Source organism: Blautia sp. AF14-40 (assembly GCF_003479665.1).
Taxonomy (GTDB): Bacteria; Bacillota; Clostridia; order Lachnospirales; family Lachnospiraceae; genus Fusicatenibacter; species Fusicatenibacter saccharivorans.
Genome location: NZ_QUHK01000016.1, coordinates 1 through 26,386 on the forward strand (window position 1 = coordinate 1; position 26,386 = coordinate 26,386).

19 protein-coding genes are annotated in these 26,386 nt (G+C 40.2%); 15 read left to right on the forward strand and 4 right to left on the reverse strand.

Going from position 1 to position 26,386, the window contains the following annotated elements; all coding sequences use genetic code 11:
* From DWW13_RS11860 to DWW13_RS11880, 5 genes are all read left to right on the forward strand, one after another.
* Positions 1–1,379, forward strand: a 1,379-nt coding sequence (locus tag DWW13_RS11860) for an Rrf2 family transcriptional regulator (protein WP_118720161.1), incomplete at its 5' end; no start/stop codon positions are given.
* Positions 1,380–1,415: 36 nt separating this feature from the next.
* Complete coding sequence (locus tag DWW13_RS11865; RefSeq protein WP_118720163.1) at positions 1,416–9,527, forward strand: Cna B-type domain-containing protein; 8,112 nt, start codon at positions 1,416–1,418, stop codon at positions 9,525–9,527.
* Between the two features lie 33 nt (positions 9,528–9,560).
* Positions 9,561–11,147 carry a SpaH/EbpB family LPXTG-anchored major pilin gene (locus DWW13_RS11870; RefSeq protein WP_118720165.1) on the forward strand — a complete coding sequence of 529 codons (1,587 nt, stop codon included), beginning with the start codon at positions 9,561–9,563 and terminating at the stop codon, positions 11,145–11,147.
* Between the two features lie 97 nt (positions 11,148–11,244).
* Complete coding sequence (locus tag DWW13_RS11875; RefSeq protein WP_117805386.1) at positions 11,245–12,126, forward strand: class C sortase; 882 nt, start codon at positions 11,245–11,247, stop codon at positions 12,124–12,126.
* A complete protein-coding gene (locus tag DWW13_RS11880) occupies positions 12,111–12,842 on the forward strand; it encodes a hypothetical protein (protein WP_118720167.1) in 732 nt (243 codons plus the stop codon). The genes DWW13_RS11875 and DWW13_RS11880 overlap by 16 nt, the downstream gene beginning before the upstream one ends.
* Positions 12,843–12,917: 75 nt before the next feature.
* On the opposite strand, the gene DWW13_RS11885 is transcribed toward DWW13_RS11880, so the two are convergent.
* Both DWW13_RS11885 and DWW13_RS11890 read right to left on the reverse strand, forming a co-directional pair.
* On the reverse strand, positions 12,918–14,288 hold the full coding sequence (locus DWW13_RS11885; RefSeq protein WP_118720169.1) for a relaxase/mobilization nuclease domain-containing protein: 1,371 nt from the start codon (positions 14,286–14,288) through the stop codon (positions 12,918–12,920).
* Positions 14,255–14,578, reverse strand: coding sequence for a MobC family plasmid mobilization relaxosome protein (locus DWW13_RS11890; RefSeq protein ID WP_118720171.1), 324 nt, complete (start codon positions 14,576–14,578; stop codon positions 14,255–14,257). Before DWW13_RS11890 ends, DWW13_RS11885 begins: the two co-directional genes overlap by 34 nt.
* A gap of 355 nt (positions 14,579–14,933) precedes the next feature.
* Between DWW13_RS11890 and DWW13_RS11895 the strand changes: the two genes are divergently transcribed.
* From DWW13_RS11895 to DWW13_RS11925, 8 genes are all read left to right on the forward strand, one after another.
* Positions 14,934–15,617, forward strand: a complete 684-nt coding sequence (locus DWW13_RS11895; RefSeq protein WP_243026121.1) for an 8-oxo-dGTP diphosphatase — start codon at positions 14,934–14,936, stop codon at positions 15,615–15,617.
* A gap of 23 nt (positions 15,618–15,640) precedes the next feature.
* The gene (locus tag DWW13_RS11900; protein ID WP_147398327.1) at positions 15,641–15,823 is read left to right on the forward strand and encodes a hypothetical protein; all 183 of its coding nucleotides are present in this window, start codon (positions 15,641–15,643) and stop codon (positions 15,821–15,823) included.
* 129 nt (positions 15,824–15,952) lie between these two features.
* Complete coding sequence (locus DWW13_RS19415; protein WP_243026123.1) at positions 15,953–16,336, forward strand: AlbA family DNA-binding domain-containing protein; 384 nt, start codon at positions 15,953–15,955, stop codon at positions 16,334–16,336.
* Positions 16,337–16,366: 30 nt separating this feature from the next.
* The gene (locus DWW13_RS11905) at positions 16,367–17,374 is read left to right on the forward strand and encodes an ATP-binding protein (RefSeq protein ID WP_243026125.1); all 1,008 of its coding nucleotides are present in this window, start codon (positions 16,367–16,369) and stop codon (positions 17,372–17,374) included.
* Positions 17,375–17,498: 124 nt separating this feature from the next.
* Entirely contained in the window at positions 17,499–17,678 is a 180-nt protein-coding gene (locus tag DWW13_RS11910; RefSeq protein WP_028086473.1) for a hypothetical protein, read from the forward strand.
* 432 nt (positions 17,679–18,110) lie between these two features.
* A complete protein-coding gene (locus DWW13_RS11915; protein ID WP_118720177.1) occupies positions 18,111–20,984 on the forward strand; it encodes a response regulator in 2,874 nt (957 codons plus the stop codon).
* Between the two features lie 80 nt (positions 20,985–21,064).
* Positions 21,065–21,268: a hypothetical protein gene (locus DWW13_RS11920; RefSeq protein WP_022462380.1), complete on the forward strand. Its 204-nt coding sequence runs from the start codon at positions 21,065–21,067 to the stop codon at positions 21,266–21,268.
* A gap of 78 nt (positions 21,269–21,346) precedes the next feature.
* On the forward strand, positions 21,347–23,269 hold the full coding sequence (locus DWW13_RS11925; protein WP_055221365.1) for a hybrid sensor histidine kinase/response regulator: 1,923 nt from the start codon (positions 21,347–21,349) through the stop codon (positions 23,267–23,269).
* Between the two features lie 93 nt (positions 23,270–23,362).
* Here the strand turns inward: DWW13_RS11925 and DWW13_RS11930 are convergent, their stop codons facing one another.
* The gene (locus tag DWW13_RS11930; RefSeq protein WP_118700592.1) at positions 23,363–24,418 is read right to left on the reverse strand and encodes a DUF4097 family beta strand repeat-containing protein; all 1,056 of its coding nucleotides are present in this window, start codon (positions 24,416–24,418) and stop codon (positions 23,363–23,365) included.
* Positions 24,419–24,435: 17 nt separating this feature from the next.
* A complete protein-coding gene (locus tag DWW13_RS11935) occupies positions 24,436–24,753 on the reverse strand; it encodes a PadR family transcriptional regulator (protein ID WP_022463160.1) in 318 nt (105 codons plus the stop codon).
* 213 nt (positions 24,754–24,966) lie between these two features.
* On the opposite strand from DWW13_RS11935, the gene pflA reads away from it, so the two are divergent.
* Positions 24,967–25,746, forward strand: a complete 780-nt coding sequence (pflA, locus tag DWW13_RS11940) for a pyruvate formate-lyase-activating protein (protein WP_022463161.1) — start codon at positions 24,967–24,969, stop codon at positions 25,744–25,746.
* Positions 25,747–25,981: 235 nt separating this feature from the next.
* A complete protein-coding gene (locus DWW13_RS11945) occupies positions 25,982–26,329 on the forward strand; it encodes a HEAT repeat domain-containing protein (RefSeq protein WP_022463162.1) in 348 nt (115 codons plus the stop codon).
* Positions 26,330–26,386 lie beyond the last annotated feature (57 nt).

Here is a 26,386-nt window from a genome sequence, read left to right on the forward strand (position 1 = left end):
TGATCTCTACATCAGAATTATCTCAGGAACTAAGTGTTCCATCCAGTTATATTCCAAAAATAACAAAAAAGTTAAAGCAAGCAGGAATCATAAAAGCCTGTGAAGGTACAAATGGTGGCTATATGCTGGCAAAACAACCGGAGAATATTTCTCTGATGAAAATTATATCGTGTGTAGAGGAAACAATGGCAATTAATCGTTGTTTGGAAGAAGATCGTTTTTGCTCAAGAAATTTAGAAGATACCTGCAAGATACATAAAATATTGTTGAGTTTGCAGAATACATACAATAATAAATTAGAGAGCGTAAAAGTTTCAGATGTTATCCGCCCTGGAGAAGATGAATATTTTGGACGATTTTATGTTGTGTTAAAACTGAACTTGAAGGATAAAAACTACGAGTGTGTGTACTCACATATCCGTGAAGTGTATGAGAAAGTAAGAAATACAGAAAGCTATGAAGAGTTCATAAGCCAGTATGTAGAAAGATATGTGTATGTTTCTGATAAAAAAATGGTTCATGGTTTCTTATCAAGTGAAGGATTAGAAGAAAACCTGGTTGATGGATGTATGGAAAAAGATCTTCCATATCGCAGAATTACGGGAAAAGATAAGAATGAATATGTTTGGATGGAAGCAAAAAAATATATAGATGCAAATGAGAATACTGCAATTATTACATTACATAATGAGACGATTGTCCAGAACACAGTTATAAGAATGGAACAGGAACTCGTAAAGAAAGAACAGGATTTGGCAAAGCAGTATTGGGATATGGTATCACTTTTAACTACTGTATTGAATCATAATCAGATAGTTGAATCAGGGTATCAAGATGATATCAGTTTCTATACGAAACAGGTATATCTTCAATTGCAGAAGAATTATCCGGAATACGGAATTACGGATGAAGAAATTGCTTCAGTAGCCCATTTGGCACCGATTCATGATATTGGAAAGATAAAAGTACCAATTGAAATTTTGAATAAAAATGGAAAGTTGACAGATGAAGAAATGAATGTAGTAAAACAACATCCATTAGTAGGTGCGGCGATGACCCAGAGATTCCCAGAGGGGATAACAACGGAAAAGCTGAACAAATATAGCTATGAAATATGCAGACACCACCATGAAAGATATGATGGATCAGGATATCCAGACGGTTTAAAAGGGAATGCGATTCCGATGTGCGCACAGGTCGTTGGGATTGTTGATGCTTACGATGCATTGATCAATGATCGACCATACAAAAGAAAATATGAACATGAAGAAGCGATACGGATGATTTCAAATGGTGAATGCGGAGCGTTTTCCAATCAGCTGATGCAATGCTTTCAGGAGGCGGCAAAGCAGCAAAACTGGTTAAAGAGGCAAAATTAAAGTAACAAGTGAAGGCAAAAGATTAGAGGTCCAGATATGAAGAAAAAAAGAAGGATAGAGAACAGAATTATCGCAGTCATACTATGTATGGCTATCTTATTTTCTCAAGTGAATATTGCGGATGCAGCAGATCTGAATCCATCAGGTACCAACACGAGCCAAGTGGACCTTTCTGATGAAACCAATATGAGCAATGATGAAGCATCAACCGAATCCACAGTTTCAGATGAAATAAATGGCACCATGGAATCCGAATCTAAGATATCGGAGGAAACAAATGAAAACTCAAAGAATAACGAATCGGAATCTTCCGGTGAAAATGTTAAAGCGGAATCAACAGATAATATAGAGGCTTATTATAAGGATAGTAAAATATGCATTTATAATTTTGAACAATTAAAACAGATTGGTTCAGATGCTTATATTTACACAGGTGATAAGGATGGAAGGATTGGTTCTGGAGATGTAGTAAAGAGTGAAGGCACAGAGCTGAAATACGGTGCAGATGCCCAATACATTTTGATGAATGACATCCAGATGAACTTGGAACAGATGTGGTCAGTGCCGGATTCCTTTACCGGAACTATCACGGGTACGGAAATAGAAGAAAATGAAACACCGACTCTCTATGACAAAGAAACGGACACCATCTACATTTATAACCCATATCAGTTAATGGTGCTTGCACAGGAAGAATCTGAAACGGAACCAGTTATGTCATTGGATTATGATGCACCACAGTTTGGTATGGGGCAGATGATTTATCCGGATGGAGATGATCAGGAGTATCTGACTTATAGTAAGTCTCATAATTATGTGTTATCGCAGAAGTTTAATTCAGATAAGCCGGAATTAGTTGCAGATCAATTGACAGAAAAAGCGGCGGATGGAGTTCAATGGCTAGATGGTGAGCATGCAGATGGAAGAACAAAACCAGGGCAGTTATATGTAGAAGTTTCCGGGAAGAAATATATTCTGATCGGAAATGAGTCACAGCTGCGGGCAATTGGAAGCAATAAGAGCGTAACTCCAAGACTATATGTTTATTATAGTCAGGGGTTAGTAAGTGGATTACTTGGTGGAAAGCCTTCCTACACACCATACTATCCAGGCGATGCGGATCTTGGGCTTGATGCTGTTGCTGCAGAAGGGGCAACTACCCATCTTTCTGGATTTCAACAAAAGCCAGATACAGTGAACGGTGATAACTCTTATTTATATTATAAAGATAATGGTAAGTATAAGCTGGCAGATGTCGATTTGACAAGCGATGATATTGTTACGGGTCTACTGAATGGAGTAGGCGGACTGTTAGGGTCTTTATTGGGTGGTCTTACAGTAGGAACTGGTAGTTTATGTGGCGTTAACGACCAGGGGTTGCCTGACAATAAAACAGCGAGTCTGACGAAGTTAAAGCAAGAATATGGTGGTTTAAAATATTCATCCAATGCAAATTACATCATTTTCCGAGATATTGACTTATCAAAGGATGGTGTGAACTCAAATCAAGAAGATGATCTTTGGACACCACTTATGGTATCGGGGGATATCAAAGGTGCAAAGTTAGCAGATGGACAAACAATGATTACGGATGGAAACACTATTCTGGCAACTGGAAAACCTGTAATTTCTAATGTGAATGTGAACCAGGCAGATGCAATGGATGGATCTAAGTACATAGGAATTGGTTTTTTTGGAACAGTTACGAATGAGGTTAATGTAAACAATATTGGTGTCAGTGCCGGAACGGTCTCTGTATCAAACCTAGAATTACAAAATGTAAACGTACAAAATAACACGAATGAACATAAAAACACTCAGACCATAATAAGTGGACTCACATCAGGACTTGGATGGCTTGTAGGTGGTGTAGTTGATTTATTAGTAGGAGTTTTAACATTTGGAAACGTAAACCTGAATTTGAAAGATACATTATCAGCACTTTTAAATGCAAGAGCAAAGGATCCGACGATTTATGCAACAGGTGCATTTGCCGGAAGGCTAGTGGGAGATGTTTCCATTGAAAACTGTGATGTGACAGGAAAGGTCAGTGTTTCGAACATTAATGATCGCACTGGTGGGTTTGTTGGTTATACAGAAGGTGTAACAGAGTATGACGGATTGTCGAAAGCTCTTGGAGTAACGGTGAATGCATTATCATCATTGTTAAATGCAATTCCGGGACTTGGACTTGGAGATTTGATCACAATTCTTCTGGACAAGGCATTGCCGGTTGGTAGTTTAATTCCTACTGGATACAAAAATGTAAATATTAAAAACTGTCATGTAGAGAATCTGGCAGGAACTATCGGAGCTGCCGGTAAAGATTATGCTGGTGGTTTTGTAGGACAGCAGGTAGGAACAAGAATCTTTGACTGCTCCGTGAAAAACAGTAGTTATTCTGTAACCGCAAAAGAATACGGCGGAGGTTTTGCAGGAATCAGCAGAGATGCGGAAATCCGTGGCTTGTTAAGTGATGTAGGTGTTGAACTTATTCGAGTAATGCAGCCCCAGAGTATACTGTTAAATTGCAATCTGACAGGATGCAATGTCTCAGTATCTGGTGAAAATTATCAAGGCGGTATCGTAGGAGCACAGGCAAACAGTTATGCGGTCAACTGCGGAGCGAGCGGAAGCATTGCAGTTAATGCAAGCGGAAGTTATGCCGGCGGTGTGAGCGGTATTTCAACAGTTGGCTGGATTACAAACCTTGGAAATAAAGAAGTCAAGGATGCAAGCCTTTTAACAACAGTAAAAGACTTATTGACAAGACTCTTGTCCAGTAATCCGGAAAAAGCGGGCATGCTTTTGTCACTTGTAGGAATTGCACCATCAGCAATCCTGGGATGTAACATGAATTGTTCATCAGTTTCAGTTGAGGCTGGCAAGAGTTATTCCGGTGGTATTCTTGGTGGTGGTGATGGCGTCTATATTGCAGAATCCAGTCCAGAATATTTAAATAAACTTCCGTACTGGAAACATGGCGTAGGGGATGTGAGCAGTGTAGCCCAAAGAGATAATGTGCTCACAGGATTAAAAACAGTTACGGCAGGTGAAAATCGTGCCGGAGGTATTGCCGGAAGCGTAACAACAGCAAATGTTACAGGGCTTTTAAATAATACGCTTGGAATAGGAAACTTCCTTGGATTTACTGTGCATCATGTAACGGTGACGGGAGTAAATGATGGATATACAGTTGAAGCAAAAGAAAATTATGCCGGCGGAGCGATTGGCGAGGCTGTTGGTGGAGATGTGGATACTGTAACATTGAATCAGGTAAAATCTGTTACAGCAAAAAACAGAGTCGGTGGTTTTATCGGTTGTGCAGGTCCGGGAGATCTGGCAGGTGGAAACGGACTGACTTTGAATCTGTTAGGACTGAACAACTTGCTGAAAGTTGAAAATCTGCTTTCGGTGGCAGAAGGTGTCAGAGTTAAAATCAACGAAGCTCATGTAAATGGCATCGCAGGAGGCATGACTGCAGAAGCAATAGGTACAAATTCCAACGGCGAAGTAGTGGATTATACAGCTGGTGGTTTCATCGGAAAAAGTAACAGCTGTGAGATCATTAAGTCCGATGTGAAAAATTTAAAAGAAGTAACAGCAAATGATAAAGACGGTTTTGCCGGAGGATTTGTAGGTTCCTCACAGACCGGAGGTCTTGCAGATGTAGCTGGTGAAGCGGATGTCAAAGCTTTGTTAAATGTAAATAAGTTGTTAGGTGCTGTCAAGTACTTGCTTCCTTCTTATACAGAGTGCACGGTTACTTATGTTGATAAAGGCGGAGTTGCTGCAGATACAGCAGGCGGTTTTGCCGGAAACTTCCAGAGTGGAACGGTTAACAACCAGGATGCAGGAAAAGGTAACTATTATTCTGTATATAATCTGGATCATGTAAATGGGCAATCTTATGCCGGAGGCTTTGGCGGAAATGTTTACTCCGGAGCATTGGCAGATGCTGGAGGTGGAATCAGCATTCTCGGAGGAATCAAAGGTCTGAATATAAATGTTGGAGATCTGCTTAATCTGATCAATGCCTACATTCCATATGTGCAGTATGCCGGAGTCAAGTCAGACAACGGATTTAATGTTACTGCCAACAAGACGAAATCAGAGGACAGTCATTCCGGAAGTGCCGGAGGATTTATCGGTTACGGAAGCGGTGTACAGGTAAGCTACTGTGATGTTACGAATCTGAAGCACACTACTGTAAAGGAACCGAAGGATCTGGAAGCAGATGAAGCACCAACATACTATGATGAAAATGAAAGCACATATGCAGTAACTGGTGCCAGATATGCAGGTGGATATATCGGATATATGGATATCGGTTCTGCAGCTTCCGTTGGAAAAGGTTTGAGTGTACTTGGCAACTCGATAGAAATCAATCATGTGCTGGATGCATTGAATGTTGTTGTTTCTACAATAGAACATTCGAATGTTACAGGAAATGTTGGCGGTTTTGCAGTAAAAGCGACCTGGAAAAATACAGCATCTGATGCATCGGCAAATGACATACTTGGTGATGCAGGAGGATTTGCCGGAAAGATTTCCGGTGGACACATTCAGGATTCCAACGCAAATAACTTCTCATATATCATTGGACAGATTACGGCTGGTGGTTATGTGGGAGATCTGGAACCAGGAAATGTGGCAAATGTTCTTGGCGATACGGGTATCTTAGGTGGTCTTGTTGATGTGTCAGATACATTGGCATCATTGGCGGAGGACTTTGTGCCGACAATCAGAAACAGCTCTACGACTTGTGTTCCTTGTGGTGGTGCAGTTCGTGCGGATGCGGATTCAACAACACAAGTACAACGAGGTATGGCCGGAGGGTATGCAGGGCATAATGAAGGCGGTCATATCTGGGGAAACAATACAAAGAATTGGAAAGGTAAAGATTATACTGGACCAACAAGTGTCTGCAAAGCAGTCCGGATCCGATCTGTATACGGAGAAGAAATTGCCGGTGGTTTTACAGGACTTATGGAGTCAGCAGATACTGCAAGCACCGGAAACCTGTCCTTATTATGGGGATTGGTAAAGGTAGATAACATCCTGGGAGCACTTAGCGTTGTTTATCCGACAGAAGAAAATACGGCAGTTTACGGACCACTTGCCTTGATGGATTATGAAACCTGGAATAAATGGGTGGAGTTTGTCGGAAAAAAGGGTGGTTACGGAAGTGATCTTGCGGAGCATGGAACAGTAAGGAATCAGGCTGAACTGGATGCAATCATCGGAAAGTATGCTTACGGATACAATGTTGTAGCAGGAAGAGTCAATTACCGAGATGAGACAAAACTGGCAAATGGCGGAGCAGCCGGTGGCTATGTCGGATCAATGCAGACCGGAACTATTACAAATGGACAGGCTTATCAGGCGAAGACAATTAAAGGGCTTCGATGCGCCGGCGGTTTTGCAGGTGAAATGATAAACGGCGGAGCAGCAAAGCTTGGAGGAGTTGATATCCTCGGTCTTAATCTGCAATTAGGACAAATGCTGCAGGTACTTAATGTCTTTGTGCCAGTAATCAAGAAATCTTCGGTAGATGGTTATCAGAGTGGACTGATTGTCCAGTCAGAAGGTGTAGATGACAAGGATACCTGTGGTTATGCCGGAGGTTATGTAGGAAAACTGATCGGTGGGCAGATCTGGGGCGAAAATGATGCACGCTGCAAGGTCACAAAGCTAAGACGAGTTGAAGGAAGAAGCTATGTTGGTGGATTCGTCGGAAGCTCAAGACCAGGAAGTGTAGCAACAGTGGATCCTACTGCCGGAGAAGGATTACTTAGCCAGCTTCTGAACAAACTGTTAAGTAAACCGGCAGATTTGATAAAAGTATTAAATGCCACAGTCGCAACTATCCGTTATGCAGATGTGGAAGCCTGGGATGACTGGGGAATCATCGTAAATGGTGCTTATGCAAGTGGAAGAAATAACACTTCTTATGCAAAAGCAGCCGGAGGATTTGCCGGAAATCTGGAAGGAACGGTACTCGGCAAGAAGGATACGGAAGAGGCAGGAGTTTCTGTACAGAATATCCGTTCCGTAGTCGCAGGTGAATATGCCGGAGGATGCTTCGGTGTTGCTGATGTAGCCGGAGTTGCCAATATCAGTGCAGGAAGTGAAACATCTCTTTTGGATAAACTTTTGCAGCTTGGTAGAACCGATGTGTTGGATGCGTTTAGAAGTTACGTATATTACGGAACTGTAAACGGAAGTAAAGATGCTGGCTTAAGTGTCAGCGCAAACACAGCAATAAAATCCGGACAGAACAATCAGGTTACATATAGCGGAACGGCCGGAGGATTTGGTGGATCGCTGTTAAATGGTTCTGTAAAAAACAGCAAAGTAACGAGCTTAAGTAATGTAAGAGGTTTAAATAGTGTCGGTGGATTTGTTGGCTATTCTGGAAAGAGTGGAGTGGTTAAGGCAGATAAGATTGACGTTCTTGGAAATAATAAAGGACAGTTGCTCGGTGGAGCACTTGGAGTTATGGACATTTTTGGTTCTCACATTGATGACTGTGCAGTTACAGGAACGGATGACGGTTACACCGTGCAGAGTACAAATGGAGATGAGCAGATTGCCGGAGGATTTATCGGATATGCAAATCTTGCAAGAATGTCGAATTGTACAGCAGGTGACAAGACGAACCAGAAAATTGGACTGAAACAGGTAGCGTCAGGTGGAACAGCCGGCGGCTTTGCAGGACGAACAAGTTTCGCTTATCTTGCAGATTTGAAGTTGGATTCTGGAGCAGTGAATGTAATATTCTCACTTGTTAATGAACTTATAAAGGCATTGTATCTGGATAAAATCCAGGACTCCAATCTTCTGAAGATTAATCTTGGAATTATTAAAGTGGATGCACTGTATGATGGCAAACTACTTCACGTAAATCTGCTTGGATTGGATATCTCTGTAGGACTTTCAAAGAAGTCAACGGATAACGACCAACAGACAGACCTTGCAATTATTACGATCGGAGATTCATCCATCAAACTTCCATGTAATGAAAATGGACTTTTGGATGATAATGATGCCAAATCCAATATCAGTGTGAGTCTGATCAAGGCCAATCGAACAAGAATTACAGATAGTAATGTCTACGGTGTCAGTCATGGATATGATGTCTATGCCGGTGGTGCCGGAAATAACAATGATGGTGATGCTAAAGACGGACGAAGTGGTGGCTTTGTTGGATTCAACGATGAAGGACTTTTGAAGAATAACAACATGTATTACTGTGATGTGGTTCGTGGAACAAAAGATCTTGTCGGACCATTTAGCGGAATAAGTAAATTAGATTCACAATATAAGTTCAACACATTGGAAAAAGTGGAAGGTGAGGACAACAATTACCGTATTTATAGAAAGCTGGAGAAGACACTGGATCAGATCAAAAAGAATTCAGACAGGTTGAATCTCAGCTATGAAAAAGACGCTTCCAGTGGATGGGATATTTACACACTGGGCCATATGAATTCGGTAAAAAGCTATGATACTTTGAAAAATGCAAAGCTGACAGATGATACATCGTCAACGACAGCAGAACTGAAAGCATATGAATCGTCGGCAAAAGCAGTATTGATGGCAGATACTAAAACAACATTGAACACAGGAGAAAGTGGTACTCCGGAGCCATCCGAGTCACAGGATCCATGTGATGAACATATCAAGCTGACAATCAATAAAGTTTGGAAGGATTTAAACAATTTTGATAAGTCAAGACCAAACAGTATTACGGTAACAATATCACGTACCTGGAAAGATAAGGCAGGAAATGAAATGACAGAACCAGTACCAGGTTACGAGAGTTACAAAATAGAAGGTTCCATCGATAAATCTAAATGGCAGGAGGTGATAAAGGAACTCCCGGCATACAAGACAGATGGAGATGAAATTTATTATTATACGTATTCCATCACAGAAGCAGAAGTGGATGGTTATACAACAACGATAAATAAATCGCAAGATGGATTTACCTTCACAATAACTAATAAACATTTCCCAAGTCTTCCGGATACCGGAGGATACGGAAGCTATTTGATTTACCTGATAGCTGTTCTGCTTTTCCTGGTATATTTCATAATGAGATATAAAAAATGCAAGGAAAATAAAAAAGCAGAAAAACTATAAAAGAAAAATTCTCAAGAAAAGGAGACAATTGTTATGAAGAGAATGAAAAAAATCATGGCATTAATGCTGGCGGCGATTATGATGATGGCTATGTCTGTCACAGCATTTGCCGCAGAAGGAGCAACAGGAACACACACACTTACAGTTAATGTAAAAACAACAGAACCAGCACAGAATCTGAAAGGTCAGACAATTAATCTGTACAAATTATTTGATGTAACAGAGTCAGGCGAAGGACAGAACAAGAACTATGCTTATACAGTAAATGAGACTTATAAGAAAACATTGGCAACTGTATTAAATATCGCTGAAACTTCTAAAGATGAAGATTTTGCAGCTGCAGTTACTAAACTTGGATCTGATAACGCTACTGAAGTACAGAATTTTGCAAATACTTTTACTACAAAAGCTTTGGAAGGAAAGTTAGAAGCAACAACAACTTCTGGAAAAATCACAGAAGAAAATAAAACATCTTATACATTTAATAATTTAGCAGCTGGTTACTATCTTGTATATGTAACAGGTGGAAAAGAGATTCAGTCTTCTTTAGTTACTGTAGATGCTGATACAACTACAGTAGACTTAAAAACAGAAGCACCAAGCATTGATAAAACAGCTGATAAAACAACAGTAAATATCGGTGATGTCGTAACATATACAGTAACAGGTGCAATCCCGGATACAACAGGATACTCTGAATATGTATATAAAATCCATGATGAATTAACTAAAGGTCTTGATTTTGTAAACGATGCAAATGGAACAGCTCTTGAAGCAGGTGCTACAACAGTTAATGTAAAAGTAGCATTTAAAGATGCAGGAGTTACAGATGCTAGTACAGCACCTACAACAGCAACACTTGATGCAGCAAACAATAGAAAAATGTCTCTTGACCTGTCAGAATGGGTAAGAGCTAACCAGGCAAACAAGGGAAAAGAATTTACTGTTACATATTATGCAAAAGTAAATAAAGCCGCAGTTGTAACAGAAAAGAACAAGGCTCAGTTAGAGTATGGTAATAAACCAGGTGAAACAACAACTACAACACCGAGTGAAGTGAAGACACCGACCTATCCGTTAGATATCTTAAAGGTTAAAAAAGATAGTAATCCAGAAGAAATCTTAGCGGGTGCACATTTTACTTTGTACGCTTCAACTACAGAAGGTACCATTGATGAAAGCAAACCTATTAAAGTAACAAAAGATGAAGATGGTAAATATTCTTATGCAGCTGATCAGGCATCAACAGATCCTAGTGTGATTACTGATATGGTAACAGTTGCAACCAAATTTGAAGGAACCGGATACAACTTACACATTAATGGTCTGGCAGCAGGAACTTATTATCTGAAAGAGACAAAGGCTCCAGAGGGTTACAATAAACTGACAGATGCTATTAAAGTTACCATCACAAAGAGCACTACTGCGGATGAGAATGACTGGACTCTTACTGTAGATAAAGGAACAGTAGATGGCAAAATTGTCAAAGTCGAGAACAGCACTGGTTCCCTCCTTCCATCCACAGGTGGACGTGGAGCAATCGCATTTGCTGTAATCGCAGCTCTTCTTGTATTCGGTGTAGCAGTAAGCTTCATCCGTGACAAAAGAAAAGAAGCATAATAATTTTACTAGAGATACAAGATAATATTTAAGGAATGGGCGGTTATCTTCCATGGAAGGTAACCGCAATTCCAAGTATAACAACAGGGAGAATGGAATGAAGAGTAAGAAGAAAAAAAAGAAGATAACAATAAAAGATATTATTCGTTTGATCGTGCTTTTGGTTGCATTCTCCGTATTGTTGTATCCAACGTTTAGTAGTTATTTGAATGAAAAGAATGGTTCCAAAGTTGTATCCTATTATGATGAGGAAAGCGTAAAGTTAAGTAAGGCAGAAAAAGAGCAAATGCTGGAAGATGCGAGAGCATACAATCAGGAAATGCTGGGGAATATTGATTTGATTGATCCATTTTCGCAGGAAGATGTGGAAATAGATGCTCGCTATGAGGGACTGTTGAACGTAGATGGTTCTGGAATGATGGGATACATTCGTATTCCTAAGATTAATATAGAACTTCCAATCTATCATGGAACAAGTGAAACTGTGTTACAGGCAGGTGTCGGACATTTCTGGGGTACATCTCTTCCGGTTGGTGGAGAAAGTACACATACAGTTCTGACCGGACATAGAGGTCTTCCGACAAAAACACTATTTACCAATATGGATAAACTGGAAGTAGGGGATATTTTTTACATTAAAGTTTTAGATGAAACCCTGGCATATCAGATTGATCAGATATTAACGGTTTTGCCACAAGAGACAGATAGCTTGTCTATTGAACCTGGTAAGGATTATGCAACACTTGTTACTTGTACACCATTTGCAATTAACACACACAGACTTTTAGTACGTGGAGAGAGAATACCTTATGAAGAGGCAACGAAGCAAGAGCCGGATACAAATATAAAACCGGAGTTATCTTTTACTGCTAAAGTGCTAATTGCAACAATTATAGTAATCTTCATAGGGCTGATGATAGCTGTAATTTATAGTATACGAGATAGAAAAAGGAGGAAAGCAAGGTGCGAAAGAAGATAAGAAGTATTCACATTATTTTATTCGTTATGCTTTTTCTTGTCGGTAGTTTTATAGATATTTCAACAATCCATGCTGAAGCAGGAAGTAGAATAGGAAGCATTCAAATTATTTGCAAGGGGAGAAATAGTTCGGATAAAGAAGTGACTCTTTCCGGAGCAAAGTTCTCGATATTTCCAATTCAATATATGAAAAATGATGAGCTGATCTGGGAAGATGATTTTAAAGATTCAGGTATATCGTTACAAGATACCAGTGCAGAAGCAAGAGAAAAACAAGCAAGACAATTGTTTGCATTTGCGAAGGAAAATAATATTTCTGGCTTAACGCAAGAAACAGATACTTCTGGACGCACGAGTTTTGGAGAACTGGATGAAGGAATCTATCTGGTTGCACAGATTGGAAATGTGGAAAGTGGTACAGATAAATTTGAATCTGCTCCATTCCTTGTTAATATTCCATCTGAAATCAATGGGAATATAGAATATAATGTAACGATAGAGCCAAAAGCTGAATGGGTTTCACCAGAAACACCACCGAACAATCCAGACAAGCCAAAGGATCCGACACCTTCAAAACCGGATAAACCAAATACTATTCAGAAAATAATAAATACGGTAAAAACCGGAGATACAACAAATATAGGTGCATGGTTTTTAATAGAGATTGTTAGTCTTGGTTTGATTGTAGGATTCTATAAAAAGAGAAAAATGAAGTAGCTATTATTAAAGAAAACTGATCCATTGCGGTGGAATCAGTTTTCTTGTGTTATATGGTTTAAAACGTTTCGGACATTAATGTTGAAGTGTTGATGCAACGGTACGATTGATATCGTTGTTTGATATTTGAGGAGCATAGAGCAGTGCTGTGAAATTCTGTCTAATGATATCCAGTGTCTTCTGCTTTTTTCGCAATTCCTGTTTTTCTCGGACAGTAGCAGCCTGTTCAGATTCAAGATGTTCACTCCGCTTCTGGATTTTATTGGAGCTTGGGATTTTGGTAACACCGAGATCCTGAAGCTCTTTTTTTAGTGAATCGTGGGGCTGGTATTCTGCCTGATGCTTGGTGCGGTATGCTTTTGGATTTTTTGCAGATTTGCAATCTTCAATCACTTTTCGGCAGAGCCGGTAAGAATCACAGTGTTTCTGAATGACTTTCTGTGTACTCAGCTCATTGTTGATTTGCGTTATTCTCTGATCAGCCGCTTTAACAGAAGCATCAACATCAGAAAGATGCTGTTGGAAATCTTCATAATTCAGCAGGTTATTTTCGGAAAGATAGTTGAAGGTGCGTGCCGCTTCTTTCAGATTATTGAGTTTTGCCCAACGTTCAAATCCTTCTCGATTGCTGGTTGTAACATACGTGGAGATATTGATATACAGGCGAGCTTCTCTGGACAGATGCCTTGGAGCTTTTACTTTGTTACGATTTTTTGCCAAACGGATGCGGACATTTTCTTCGGAATAATAGCTTCCGAGAGATTTCATATAAGTGAAGTTCTTCTGCTCCGGTGCACGGAAGGATAAGTGCTTTCCTTGGCGGACTTCGTATCCGGCTAACTGCATTTTTTGTAGAAATTCCTCATAGTTGATGGAAGTCCAGATTGCTTTATCAACTGCGACACGTAGCTTGGCTTTCCAACTGGTGCCACGATGATATTCCATGTTCTCTTTATAGCTTTTACTTTTTTCTCCGGTTGGCATACTGGTGGCAAGTCCATTTTCATGGCAGATATGATTACTGATCTGGCAGATTTTATGGTAGCTCCGCTTATTGGAAACATACTTGTGATGATCAACAAAACTTGCTGCATTAAAGATGATGTGGTTATGAATGTGGTTTTTGTCAACATGGGTGCTGATCACATATTCATATTTTCCTTTCAGTACTTCGTTTGCAAATTGCTGTCCTAAGCGATGGGCAGTTTCGGCATCAACTTCTCCAGGTTTAAATGACTGGATTAGATGAAATGCCAGATTATCGCCTTTGTCCATTCCATTCTTTTTTGCCATTTCTCTTGTCATGGAAAATTCAAGATCTGCAGTTTCCGGGGAACAGCCAAAACTGGAAACTAACAGTTTTTCATCTGTTTTATCTGGATTCGTGATGTAGTCCAGAGCTTTCTTGTCTGTTACTTTGATGGGGAAGATCTTAAGATATGCCATAATTCTTTCACCATCTCTTTCAATTCTTGCATTTCTTCCGGATACAGATCTCCGGTGCTGTTTACTTTTTTCGCAATCTGATTAATATTCACACCAATCTTATGCATTTCCTCATACTGTTTCTTCAGTGGAGGAGTATCGGTGTTGACGATGTAACCGTCGATTGCCATTTTACGAAGGTAAGCTCCCATATTTTTTGTTTTTGATTCAATCATCTTTCTGCGAATCAGCTTCTTTTCTTCCGGGGAAACACAAAACAAAATTTGTATATTTCTTTTTCTCTTTGCCATAGGCAGATTCTCCTTTCATTGGTTCTTCGAAGTAGTGACTTCTGAGTTTTTAATTTAGGGCAGGATTCCCTAAATTGTTGGTTTTTCGGAAGTGTATATACACTTCCTGTCCTTGCTATTTACCGGTGGCACAGCCGCCGGAAGAGAGTCCTTAAAAAAGATCCCTCTATAAATAAGGTACTGAGAGAAGAAAAAGAGGACATCGAAGTTCAGAAGTATGACGCAGGCATGATTCTGTGGTATAGTAAAATCTGAACGAAAAAGAAGAAAAGAGGTCAAACCGATGTCACGGAAAAACCATAAGATGATAGATGGGAGACTACTGCAAACGAATAAGAAGTATTCACAGTTAAAAATGAAGCAGAAAGAAAAGATTGCGGAATGGATGTTTCAGGCAACCAGAGATTATTATATGAAAAAATGTACTTTTCCGAGTGACAAACATCTGGAAGAAGTGGTGGATTCTGTTTATGAAAAAATTGAAGATGCAGAAATCTGGATTCCGTATGGAGAGGTCTTCAAGCATTATAAATCCAAACGATCGGATATCAACAAACGTGTCAGAAAATCTCTGAATGAAAAAGAAGAGAGTCGGATTGAGAAGGTCTGTTTTATGAATATGTGTATGATTCAGGATCATAAAGGGAATGTACTGGCTCTGGATAAAGTAAATGATAGCTATACCGGTACAACTTTTCCAGGCGGTCACGTAGAAGCAAATGAGATTTTTCAGAAATCTATGATTCGGGAAGTCTGGGAAGAAACAGGACTTACGGTTGAAGCACCGAAGCTTGGAGGATTATATCATTGGCATAAGAGCGGAGTGCACTATGTTATTACCTTGTATAAAGCGGATAAGTTTACCGGAGAATTAAAGAGTTCTGAGGAAGGAAGAGTTTATTGGATTCCGCTGGAAGAGTTAAAAACAAAAGAACTTGCTATAGGTATGGAACACGTTTTGCGGATTCTGGAATCAGAGAAGGTGGATGAGTGCTATATGCATCTGGAAGCAGATGGATATGTGGGAGACTTGTATTAAAGAATTACATGAGAAATGTGTGCTTGGGTAATGATGAGCCAAGTGAATATTCTGGTGCTAAACAGGCAAGGAAGATTCTTGAACAGGCAGCTGCTTTATTTGCCAGTGGAACTATGAACAATGAGGACAAAACTACTTTCATGGATGAGATGACGAGACTTTATCTGGCATCTAAAAGAACAGAAGAAAATGGTAAGAAAAAATGAACTGTTTTGTTTTCTTGCTTGCTAGAAAAGAAGGATAGAACGTATAATAGTGTTAATGATCCAGAGAGGTTTACTCTGGAAATAGAATTATTCGCACCAATGGTGCGAGTATAGATTAGGAGTGAAAGGATGGTAGAAGATACTATGTTTTCCGGGGAATCGAAAAATATTGAGTACAAGGTATCCTTACCTGATAAAAGTGGAAAGTACATGAAGACAATCGTAGCTTTTGCCAATACACAAGGTGGCAAGCTGATTGTTGGAGTAGATGATAAAACACACCAGATTGTTGGTGTGGAAAATGATGTGTTGTTTCAGCTGATGGATGGAATTGCCAATGCAGTTTCTGATTCCTGTGTGCCACAGATCATTCCTGATATTGAGCCGCAGACGGTAAACGGGAAAACAGTTATTGTTGTATCAGTAGAAGCAGGAAAGAATAGACCATATTATCTAAAATCAAAGGGAAAAGATAATGGTACTTATATCCGTGTTGCAGGTACATCAAGGTAGGCATTTTCAGAGAAAATAAAAGAACTGGAGATGGAAGGAGACAGAATCTCCTGGGATGAACTTACCTGTGTAGGATATCCAGTTTCAGAAGAAGCTACAGAGAAACTTTGCCAGGATATTGAAAAGTTCCGGAAAAAAGCAGGAATGTCAGAGCATTCTGTGAAGAAAGAGCAGCTGATAAACTGGAAGATCTTAAAGCAGAGTGAGGGACAGCTTCTGGCAACGAATGCCTATGCGTTGCTGACATCAGATTATTTCTCATTTTCTAAAACCCAATGTGCGGTATTCAAGGGAATAGATCGCGCAGTATTTCTTGATAAGAGAGAATTTATAGGACCAATCTATACACAAATCGAAGAAGCAGTAGATTTTGTATTGAGAAATATTCGACTTGGAGCAACAATTGACGGTTTGGTGCGAAAAGAGAAATATGAGCTACCACCGGAAGCAATCAGGGAAATGATCATTAACGCCCATTGTCACCGTAACCTGTTGGATGAATCTTGTATTCAGGTCGCAGTTTATGATGAAAGACTGGAGGTGACTTCTCCGGGTGGATTATATAACGGATTAACTTATGAGGAAGTCATGAATGGTCATTCGAAGATCCGGAATAAAGGCATTGCCAATATATTCAGTCAGATGGGACTTGTAGAAGCATGGGGAAGCGGAATAAAAAGAATCCTTAATGCTGCAGAAGAGTATGGACTTTCGAAGCCGAGATTTCAGGAATTCGATAATATGTTTCGGGTAGAGCTGTTCCGTAGTTCATTTCCGATGACAAATGGAAAAGAAAACATCGGAGAAGCATCGGAGGTAGTGTGGAGAACAGACCTCAACGATACACAGCAAAAGATTATAAAGTTACTTTCAGAAGATCATCAATTATCAGCAGTTAAGTTAGCTGAAAAAATTGGGGTTGCCAGTCGAAATATTGAGAACAATATTAAGAAGTTAAAAGAGTATGGTATTCTTATAAGACATGGATCTCCAAAGAATGGTTACTGGGAGATTGTAGATAAAGATCTACAGGAGTGAGAAGTAAATTAGTCCAAGATAACTCAAGATTAGTCCAAGAGAATATATATATAAATAACAAAAATAGATTGACATTTTGTAGTAATCAGTAGTAAACTGTACTTGTGGAAGGGAAGTGATATGTTTGGCTAGAAAAACACCAAAAGATGGCAAAGAAGAAAACATACGAGTACGGGTGACTCCAGAACAAAAACAGAGACTTGTTGAGTATGCAGAAAGACACTATCAGAGCATGAGTGGTGTTGTATGTCAGGCATTGGATCTCCTGTACGCAAGAGAAGAACAACAAAATAATAAAGAGTAAAATGGAGTTATTTTGGAGTTTATTTCTTCATAAGCGGTGCGAAAAACGAAAAATCAGAACGCGTGTTTGAAACATAAACCTCTAATAACAGCCTTTGCGTGTCATGAAACGCAGTCCGCAAAGGAGTTCGAGTAACGGACTAAAATGCCGAAAGCCTGTATTTATGCGGGTTTTCGGCATTTGTTTTATCGAATGGCTCTAGTTCGGCTCTATTTGTGGGGAGAGTAATAGCAAGATTAAGGAGTAAAAGAATGTAATTACTCTGTTAGTAAATTGACACAAGTTGGCTGTAGAGTATAATTATAGTAAAAGTACAGCAGAAGCTGTCGCAAAGATATTTATAAAAATGTTGTGGAGGTATTGAACATTAATGAATGTAAAATTAAAATCTGCAAGCAAGCAAGCGACTGTAGCCTGGAGGGTGGGAGAAAGATGAAGAAGTGCAAATTAGTACAGAATATAAGAAATTTCAAATTTTGTTATTTTATATTTTGCATAATGATATGTTTGGTTGTTTTTCCTGTTTCCACATCTGCCCAAGAAAATTCTGATCATGTTATTCGGGTAGGATCTTTTGAGGAAACTTATAATGTAGTCAATGAAAAGGGAGAAAGAAGCGGCTATGGTTATGAGTATCTTCAAGATATTGCAGGTTATGCAGGATGGACATATAAATACATAACAAGTGATTGGAAAAACTGCTTTACACAGTTGGAAAATGGAGAAATTGATATTCTTGGTGGCATTTCCTATACAGACGAACGTGCTGAAAATATGCTTTTTTCCGATATGCCTATGGGGGAAGAGAAATACTACATCTATACGGATGCATCCAATATGGATCTTACAGCAGGAAATTTGGATTCTTTTGAGGGAAAAAATATTGGTGTGTCTAAAGATAATATAGTGGAGGATGTGCTTAATGAATGGGAATCAAAATATGGTCTGCATACGAAGCATATCAATGTTTCTACAACCACAGAAATTATGGACAAACTGTCGAAACATGAAATTGACTGCTTCGTTTCGGTAGAAGAATCCCGTTGGGAAGAATCGGATATTTCACCGCTTACAAGTATTGGAGAGACAGAAATCTATTTCGCTATAAATCCAGAACGTCCGGATATCAAAGAAGCATTGGATAGTGCTATGCGCAGAATCAAGGATGACAACCCATTTTACACTGATGATCTCTACAGGCGTTATCTTTCTGCACAGAGCAGCTCGTTTCTTTCAAAAGAAGAAAGGGAGTGGATCGGGCAGCATGGAGCAATCAGGATAGGGTATCTGAATCAGGATGGAGGTATCAGTAGTGTAGATCCATCAACAGGCAAATTGACAGGTGTTATTACAGATTATGTGGATCTTGCAGAAAATTGTCTGCAAGGTCAGACTCTGGAATTTGAATTAAAGGGGTATGATACAAGAAGTGAACTGCTTCAGGCATTGCAGGATGGAAAAATAGACCTGATTTTTCATACAAACCAGAATCCATACTTTGCAGAAACAAAAGGAGTTGCTTTGTCGGATACGCTATTGACTCTCAATATGGCAGCAATTACGGTAAAGGATTCTTTTGATGAAAATAAAGAGAATACAGTTGCCGTTGAAAAAGATAATTTTTCATTGAAGGCATATCTTTCATACAATTATCCAAAATGGGAGATTATAGAATATGGGACATCAGATGCAGCAGTAAAAGCGATGCAGAAAGGGGAGGCAGATTGCATTGTAAGCAGTTCAGGTACTGTTTCTGACTATTTGAAAAATAATAAGCTTCATAGTGTTTTCCTGACAAAAGAAGCCGATGTTCCATTTGCTGTTCGGCAGGGAGAACCGGTTCTTTTGTCCATTCTGAATAAAACACTGACATCTATGCCTACAGCTCAATTTTCGGGTGCAGTAGTTTCGTATAATGCTTCCTCACGAAAAGTTACAGTGAGGGATTTTATTCAGGATAATTTACTGACAGTTTCACTTATCGTTGGAATTTCTTTTTTCGTTGTTCTGTGTATCATTCTTCGTTCTTGGAAGAAGTCAAAACGTGCGGAGGAAAGATTCAAGAAATCTGCTGAACAGGCATTAAAACTGAATCAGGAACTGGAAGAAAAACGGCAGGAATTACAAAATGCACTTGTAGAAGCACAGAGTGCCAATAAGGCTAAGACTTCCTTTTTAAATAACATGTCTCATGACATCAGGACACCGATCAATGGCATTATGGGCATGCTTACAATTCTTGAAAAAAGCGGAAATGATGGTGAGCGGGCAAAAGATTGCCTGAATAAAATAAATGAGTCTTCGAAACTGCTATTATCATTGGTAAATGATGTTTTGGATATGGCAAAGTTAGAATCGGATACCGTGGTTTTTGGTGATGAATCCATCAATCTGGATCAGGTATGTAAAGAAATCACGGAGTCGCTATACTTTCAGGCAGAAGAAAAAGGACTTCATGTTATAGGAGAACATGATGATTACAGTGGTATATATGTTTGGAGCAATGCAGTTCATCTGAAAAAAATATTGATGAATCTGTTTACAAACAGTATGAAGTACAATAAGGTGAATGGTTTTATTTACATGAGTATGAGAACGATTGAAAGATCAGAAGATCACATGACATGTGAATTTAAAATAAAAGATAATGGAATTGGAATGTCAGAAGAATTTATAAAAAATGAATTGTTTACTCCATTTGTACAGGCAGATAATTCCCCACGTTCTGATTATAATGGGACAGGTCTGGGAATGCCTATTGTGAAACAACTTGTAGAAAAGATGGGCGGAACCATAACCGTTGAAAGCAAGCTTGGTGAAGGAAGCTGTTTTACTGTAATACTTCCATTTAAAATTGATACGAATGCACGGCCAGAAGAAAAAGAAGATTTTGATGCAGATATATCAGATATCCGGGTATTGCTGGTTGAAGATAATGAGCTGAATGTGGAAATAGCAGAATTTATGCTGACGGAAAATGGAGCTAAAGTAGAAACAGTGAACAATGGGTTAGAAGCTGTTCAGCATTTTGAAGCTTCCGAACCGGGAACATACGATGTTATTTTAATGGATGTTATGATGCCGGTGATGGATGGTCTTACTGCTGCAAGAACAATAAGAGCTCTGGATCGGCAGGATGCAAAAACAATTCCTATCATTGCTATGACTGCAAATGCATTCAGGGAAGATGCCGAAAGGTGTATGGAAGCAGGAATGAACGCACATCTTGCAAAGCCGTTGGATGATGAAAAAATTAAGCAGACCATAAGCGAAGAGTTGAGAAAGCAAAATGCCTGTCATGAATGATTATGAGGCAACCGCAGCAATCAGGAGCCTTCTAGGTGCATGGGATAAGCAGACAGGAAACATAGAGAGAGGATTTTGTTATGACAGAACAGAAACTGTATCAGTTTTGTGATACAATGGCTGCATCTGAATACCGCTCGCTGATCCGTCCATTTCTGGATATCTCTACACTTTCAGCAAGATTGAAGGCGGAAGAATGCATTTCCACAGAATACCGTATGTGTGATGGCAGTTGGCACAGAATGCTTTTTACTGTAAAAAAAGGGATGAGTCTGGAAATGTAACCCATGTTTGTAAAATACGTGAAGAGTTGAGACGTTTTTGTATTAAATTAAAATTAGATAAAAGGCATGTGAAATACGATGATGAAAAATAACTATATAAAACAAAAAAGAAAAGATCAAAATCCGGTAAATCATTGGAAAATTTTTGAGGGACGGTTGGTATTCCTTCTGGCAATGGTGATTTTGGCTGTTGTCGCATATACTTTTATTTTACAACAAGCATATACCAAAACTGCTCTGAAAACAGAAATTGAACGAGATATTTCCAGTGCAGATGCGGTTCATAAGCTGGTAAATGACAGACTGGGACGAAAAGATTTTAATGAAATAAAAAGTAAAGCTGATGAGAATACAGAACTATTCAAGAATATGTCGACATATATGAATGAAATCAGAACGCTGAATTCTACGAGATATATTTACACAGCAACCAGAAATGAAGACGGTAGATTGATTTACGTTGTAGACGGACTGGATCCATCGGCTGGTGACGTCAGACATCCAGGAGATCCGATTGAAAAGGAGATGGTTCCTTATATAGAAAAAGCACTTTCTGGAAAAACAGTATATTCTCAGGATATTGTTGATACAACATGGGGACCTATTTTTACAGCCTGTTATCCTGTGACAGCGGAAGATGAATCTAATGAAGTGATAGGTGCTTTCTGCATAGAAATGGATATGCAGAAAGCGTATGGAATGGTTGAGAAGACGAATAAGTTAAGTATTGTACTGGGATGCATTACAGCGTGTATTTTGGTAATATTATGTACCTGTGGATATTCTGTATATAAGAAGCAAAAAGAAAATGAGCAGAAACAGCAAAAACTGTTGCAGGAAGCTGCAAGACTGGCCGATTCAGCTAATAAAGCAAAATCAACATTTCTATTTAATATGTCTCATGATATTCGTACCCCTATGAATGCAATCATTGGATATGCAGAATTGGGAGAGAAACATTTAAAGGAGCCAACTATATTAGAGGATTACTTTGAAAAAATATTATTGTGCGGAAAGAAAATGCTGCATTTGATTGATAACATTCTTGAATTAGCACGAATCGAAAACAACCAAGCAACGCTGGATGAAACAATAACAGATGTTTCTAAAAACTTTGATTTATGTATTGATATGTTTAGAAAACCGATAGAAGAAAAACATCAAACACTGAAAGTCAATAAGAACATTCGATATCCATACCTGCATATGGATGATGCAAGATCATCTGAAATTACGATTAACATTTTGAGTAATGCTGTGAAATACACGGGTGAAGGCGGTAACATAAGCTGTACATTGAACCAATATCCCGGCGAAAAAGAAGGTTGGAGTGTATTAGAGCTTATCATAGCAGACAACGGAATCGGAATGTCAGAAGAATTCCAAAAACATATTTTTGAATCATTTTCACAGGAACGATCTTCGTCAGACAGCGGAATAGAAGGTAGCGGACTTGGCATGGGAATCGTGAAGAAACTGGTGGATTTAATGAATGGCAAGATCACAGTTCAGAGCAAACCGGGAGCAGGTTCTACTTTTACAATCACGCTTCCATTAAAAATAGCAAATGCGGAAGAAAGGAATCCGAAACATGCAGATGGTCAGTTGAATATCAAAAAACTGGAAGGAAAAAGGGTTCTTCTGGTAGAAGATAATGACTTGAATGCAGAAATTGCAACGGAACTTTTGACGGAAGAGGGAATCATGATAGAAAGAGCGGAGAACGGCGTTGCATGTATTGATATGTTTAACAAAGCAAAGCAAAATTACTACAGTCTGATTCTGATGGATATTCAGATGCCGATTATGAACGGATATGAAGCATCCAGGAGAATTCGAGAACTGAAAGACGGTAACAAATCGCAGATTCCAATTGTTGCAATGACAGCAAATGCGTTTGAAGAAGATAAGAAGATGGCTTTGGCAAGTGGCATGAATGATCATGTTGCAAAACCAATAGATATGAATGTATTATTGCCGACTATTATGAAATATATGTAAAGGAAGAAAGAAGGACACTGATTTTGTAGTCAGTGTTCTTCTTACATATCAGTCGACTAAAGAAAAACATTTTATCCAGTCCATTCTTTTTTGTCAGTTTTCTGCCGGCAAGTCAGAGAGCAGGACATTTCCGTTGACGGTACTTGCCTGAATGGTGAATGCAGAAATACCGGAGCGGGTGAATGTTTTTGTGTAGGATTCCGTTCTTCCATTGGAGACGAGGCGGATTTTTCCGGTTGTCGTGGATGCATGAATGGACGCATCGGCAAGATCGTGCGGGAGATGGAGTTTTACGGAACCGTTGACGGATTTTGCTGTCAGGTACTCGGAACAGGTTCCCTCGAAGAGGACTTTGCCGTTGACACTGTTTAAGGATGCGCGGGAGCAGCCGCCGGTGATTTCAAGTCTGCCGTTTGTGGCGGAAACATCGAGGCTGTCTGTGCGCAGACGGGTCAGGACGATCTTTCCGTTCGCAGCCTGTATGCGGCAGCTGGATGCGGAAAGGGAATCGCCGGTGATTTTGCCGTTTGTGGCGGAAATTTCGAGCGTAGTAAGGGAGAGGGTATCAAGCCCGGTCGCGCCGTTCAAAGAGCGGAGCGTCAGCTTCTGTACGGTGGACGGCACCTGGAAGGAGAACACCTCTTTCTGGTGATTATTGCAGAAAAGATGTTTCCAGAATACGGAAGGGATGAGCTTTTTCTCTCGCAGACAGAACGTATTGCCCTCAATGCCTGCTTCGAAGCGGTCCGGATCGAAGTCGCCGGAAAAGTCAAACTCAACCGAAGCGGAAGTGCCCGGAGCAAAGTCGGCAGAAGCGTTCCGCAGGGAGATTTCCATAGCGGTGATGGCGGTGGAAGGGGCGTACGGGTAGTTCGGATGTGTTTCTTCAGAATTGGAGTGGATTTTCTCCTGTGGCAGCACGTTTGCAACAGGCTGCTCCGTTGTGGCATATTCCTGACGGAAAAATTCGAGGACATCGTCGACATTGCCGAGTTCCGCACAGATTTCCTCATCGGAGAGACCCTGGCTGCGGGCGTCGGCGAAATGGGATTCGAAATCGTTTAAAATTTCCTCTGCGGCGGCAGAATCAAAGGATGCAAGGCCCTGTTTCAATGCATTCATATAAGTTTCATACGTTGTATTCATCATGATTTTCCTTTCTATCGTCAGATCGTTTCATCTGAAATCAGTCGGTTGATCTGCTGGGTGAAATCCAGCCATTCCTGTTTTTTCTCCTGCTGATAAGCTGTTCCTGCTTCAGTCAGATGGTAATATTTCCGGGCAGGGCCGGATGCGGATTCCTGCAGATACGTTTCCACGTAACCGGCTTCCTTGAGTCGTTTTAAAATCATATAGAGCGTTCCTGCGGCGATGGACATTTCGCGGGAAATGGCGTCTGTCAGCTCATAGCCGTATTTGTCCTCTTTTGTCAGCTGGGAGAGGACACAGAGCTCGAGGACGCCCTTTTTGAGTTGTGGATTCATATGAACACCTCCTTGTTGAGTAGATCATAACACAGACTATATCATAATGCAATATAGCAAACCAAATTTTTATCCTGCCATGTGTTCGATTTTGTACATGGAAAAGCCTTGAAAAGAACCGCGGATTTCCGTATAATCAAGCAGAACCTTGAAATTTGACCGGAAAATACAGAAAAATAGAAAGATAGTAAGTTGGAAAGAAGAGGAAAAAATATGAGTGAAATGAATCAGAACAACAATGGCCCGGTAAAGGGCGCGATCCATTCGATCGAGAGCTTCGGTTCCGTCGACGGACCTGGCGTACGCTACGTGATTTTTGTGAAGGGCTGCAACATGCGCTGCCAGTTCTGCCACAACCCGGATACCTGGACAACAAAAGATGCCGACTGGCAGACCGCAGACGAGGTGCTGAAAAAAGCGCTCCGCTATAAAAACTATTGGGGAGAAAAAGGCGGCATTACCGTGAGCGGCGGAGAACCGCTGCTGCAGATCGACTTCCTGATCGAGCTGTTCCGCAAGGCAAAAAAGAACGGCGTTCACACAACGCTGGATACCAGTGGAAATCCGTTCACAAGAGAGGAGCCGTATTTCAGCAAATTTAATGAGCTGATGAAATACACCGACCTGCTGCTGCTCGATATCAAGTTGATTGACGACAAGGCGCACAGAGAGCTGACCGGCTGCACCAACGAGAACATCCTCGACCTGGCGCGCTACCTTGACGAGATCGGCAAACCAGTCTGGATCCGCCACGTCCTCGTCCCGGAACGCAGCGACTACGATGAATACCTGATTCGCCTCGATGAGTTTTTACACAGCCTGCACAACGTACAGCGCGTAGAGGTTCTCCCATACCACACCCTCGGCGTATTCAAATGGGAAACCTTAGGAATCCCATACAAACTCGAAGGCATCAACCCGCCGACCAAGGAGCGCGTGGAAAACGCCAATAAACTGCTGCATACGGCGGAATATACGGGATATCTGAAATAAAAAGCAGAACAACAAGAAAAAAATGTGAAAAAGTAACAATTTTTATAAAAACTTTATAGTATTTCTGTTCAAAAACCAGAAGAAAAGGAGTATAATTTCTGTTATGGACGAGAGCATGGTTGCAATGTGGCGGACATGACAGGGACGACAGCAAAAACACTACGAACCTTTTTGATTCGCCGCGGCAGTTGCTGCATCCACCAAAAATAAGAGCAAAAAGAAAGAAGGATTTACAATGTTTGGTTCAAAAGAGGCATCGGAAGACAAGCTGAAAAAAATGGTGGAAAAAGGAAAATGGGACAAATTAAGAAAACAGTATCTGGATTCAGACAAGACAACGCAGGTAGCGCTTGCAAAAGCCTGTGCAGCTTCGAGAAATGATGGTTCTGTTAATATTCTGACTTCTCTTCTGGAAGTAGACGATGTAGACGTAAAAATCGCGGCCGTTACGAGCCTTGGTGAGGTTGGAGACGATCACGTAACAGCACTGATCCGTCAGCTGGCCGTCAAGACACCGGCAGATCAGACGGAGCTGAAAGCAGCGATCACAAAAGCGCTGGAGAAGATTGTCGAAAGAGCATAAGAGCAGGATCAGTGAAAAAAAGGAAAGGCGAAGAAGTTTCTGTAAAAAGAAGCTCCT

What these genes read in the sequence shown, in the direction of transcription:
- DWW13_RS11865 (WP_118720163.1), top strand. Translation starts at nt 1,416, where the DNA reads ATGAAGAAAAAAAGAAGGATAGAGAACAGAATTATCGCAGTCATACTA.
- DWW13_RS11870 (WP_118720165.1), top strand. Translation starts at nt 9,561, where the DNA reads ATGAAGAGAATGAAAAAAATCATGGCATTAATGCTGGCGGCGATTATG.
- DWW13_RS11875 (WP_117805386.1), top strand. Translation starts at nt 11,245, where the DNA reads ATGAAGAGTAAGAAGAAAAAAAAGAAGATAACAATAAAAGATATTATT.
- DWW13_RS11885 (WP_118720169.1), bottom strand. Translation starts at nt 14,288, where the DNA reads ATGGCATATCTTAAGATCTTCCCCATCAAAGTAACAGACAAGAAAGCT.
- DWW13_RS11890 (WP_118720171.1), bottom strand. Translation starts at nt 14,578, where the DNA reads ATGGCAAAGAGAAAAAGAAATATACAAATTTTGTTTTGTGTTTCCCCG.
- DWW13_RS11895 (WP_243026121.1), top strand. Translation starts at nt 14,934, where the DNA reads ATGAAGCAGAAAGAAAAGATTGCGGAATGGATGTTTCAGGCAACCAGA.
- DWW13_RS19415 (WP_243026123.1), top strand. Translation starts at nt 15,953, where the DNA reads ATGGTAGAAGATACTATGTTTTCCGGGGAATCGAAAAATATTGAGTAC.
- DWW13_RS11905 (WP_243026125.1), top strand. Translation starts at nt 16,367, where the DNA reads ATGGAAGGAGACAGAATCTCCTGGGATGAACTTACCTGTGTAGGATAT.
- DWW13_RS11915 (WP_118720177.1), top strand. Translation starts at nt 18,111, where the DNA reads ATGAAGAAGTGCAAATTAGTACAGAATATAAGAAATTTCAAATTTTGT.
- DWW13_RS11920 (WP_022462380.1), top strand. Translation starts at nt 21,065, where the DNA reads ATGACAGAACAGAAACTGTATCAGTTTTGTGATACAATGGCTGCATCT.
- DWW13_RS11925 (WP_055221365.1), top strand. Translation starts at nt 21,347, where the DNA reads ATGATGAAAAATAACTATATAAAACAAAAAAGAAAAGATCAAAATCCG.
- DWW13_RS11930 (WP_118700592.1), bottom strand. Translation starts at nt 24,418, where the DNA reads ATGATGAATACAACGTATGAAACTTATATGAATGCATTGAAACAGGGC.
- DWW13_RS11935 (WP_022463160.1), bottom strand. Translation starts at nt 24,753, where the DNA reads ATGAATCCACAACTCAAAAAGGGCGTCCTCGAGCTCTGTGTCCTCTCC.
- pflA (WP_022463161.1), top strand. Translation starts at nt 24,967, where the DNA reads ATGAGTGAAATGAATCAGAACAACAATGGCCCGGTAAAGGGCGCGATC.
- DWW13_RS11945 (WP_022463162.1), top strand. Translation starts at nt 25,982, where the DNA reads ATGTTTGGTTCAAAAGAGGCATCGGAAGACAAGCTGAAAAAAATGGTG.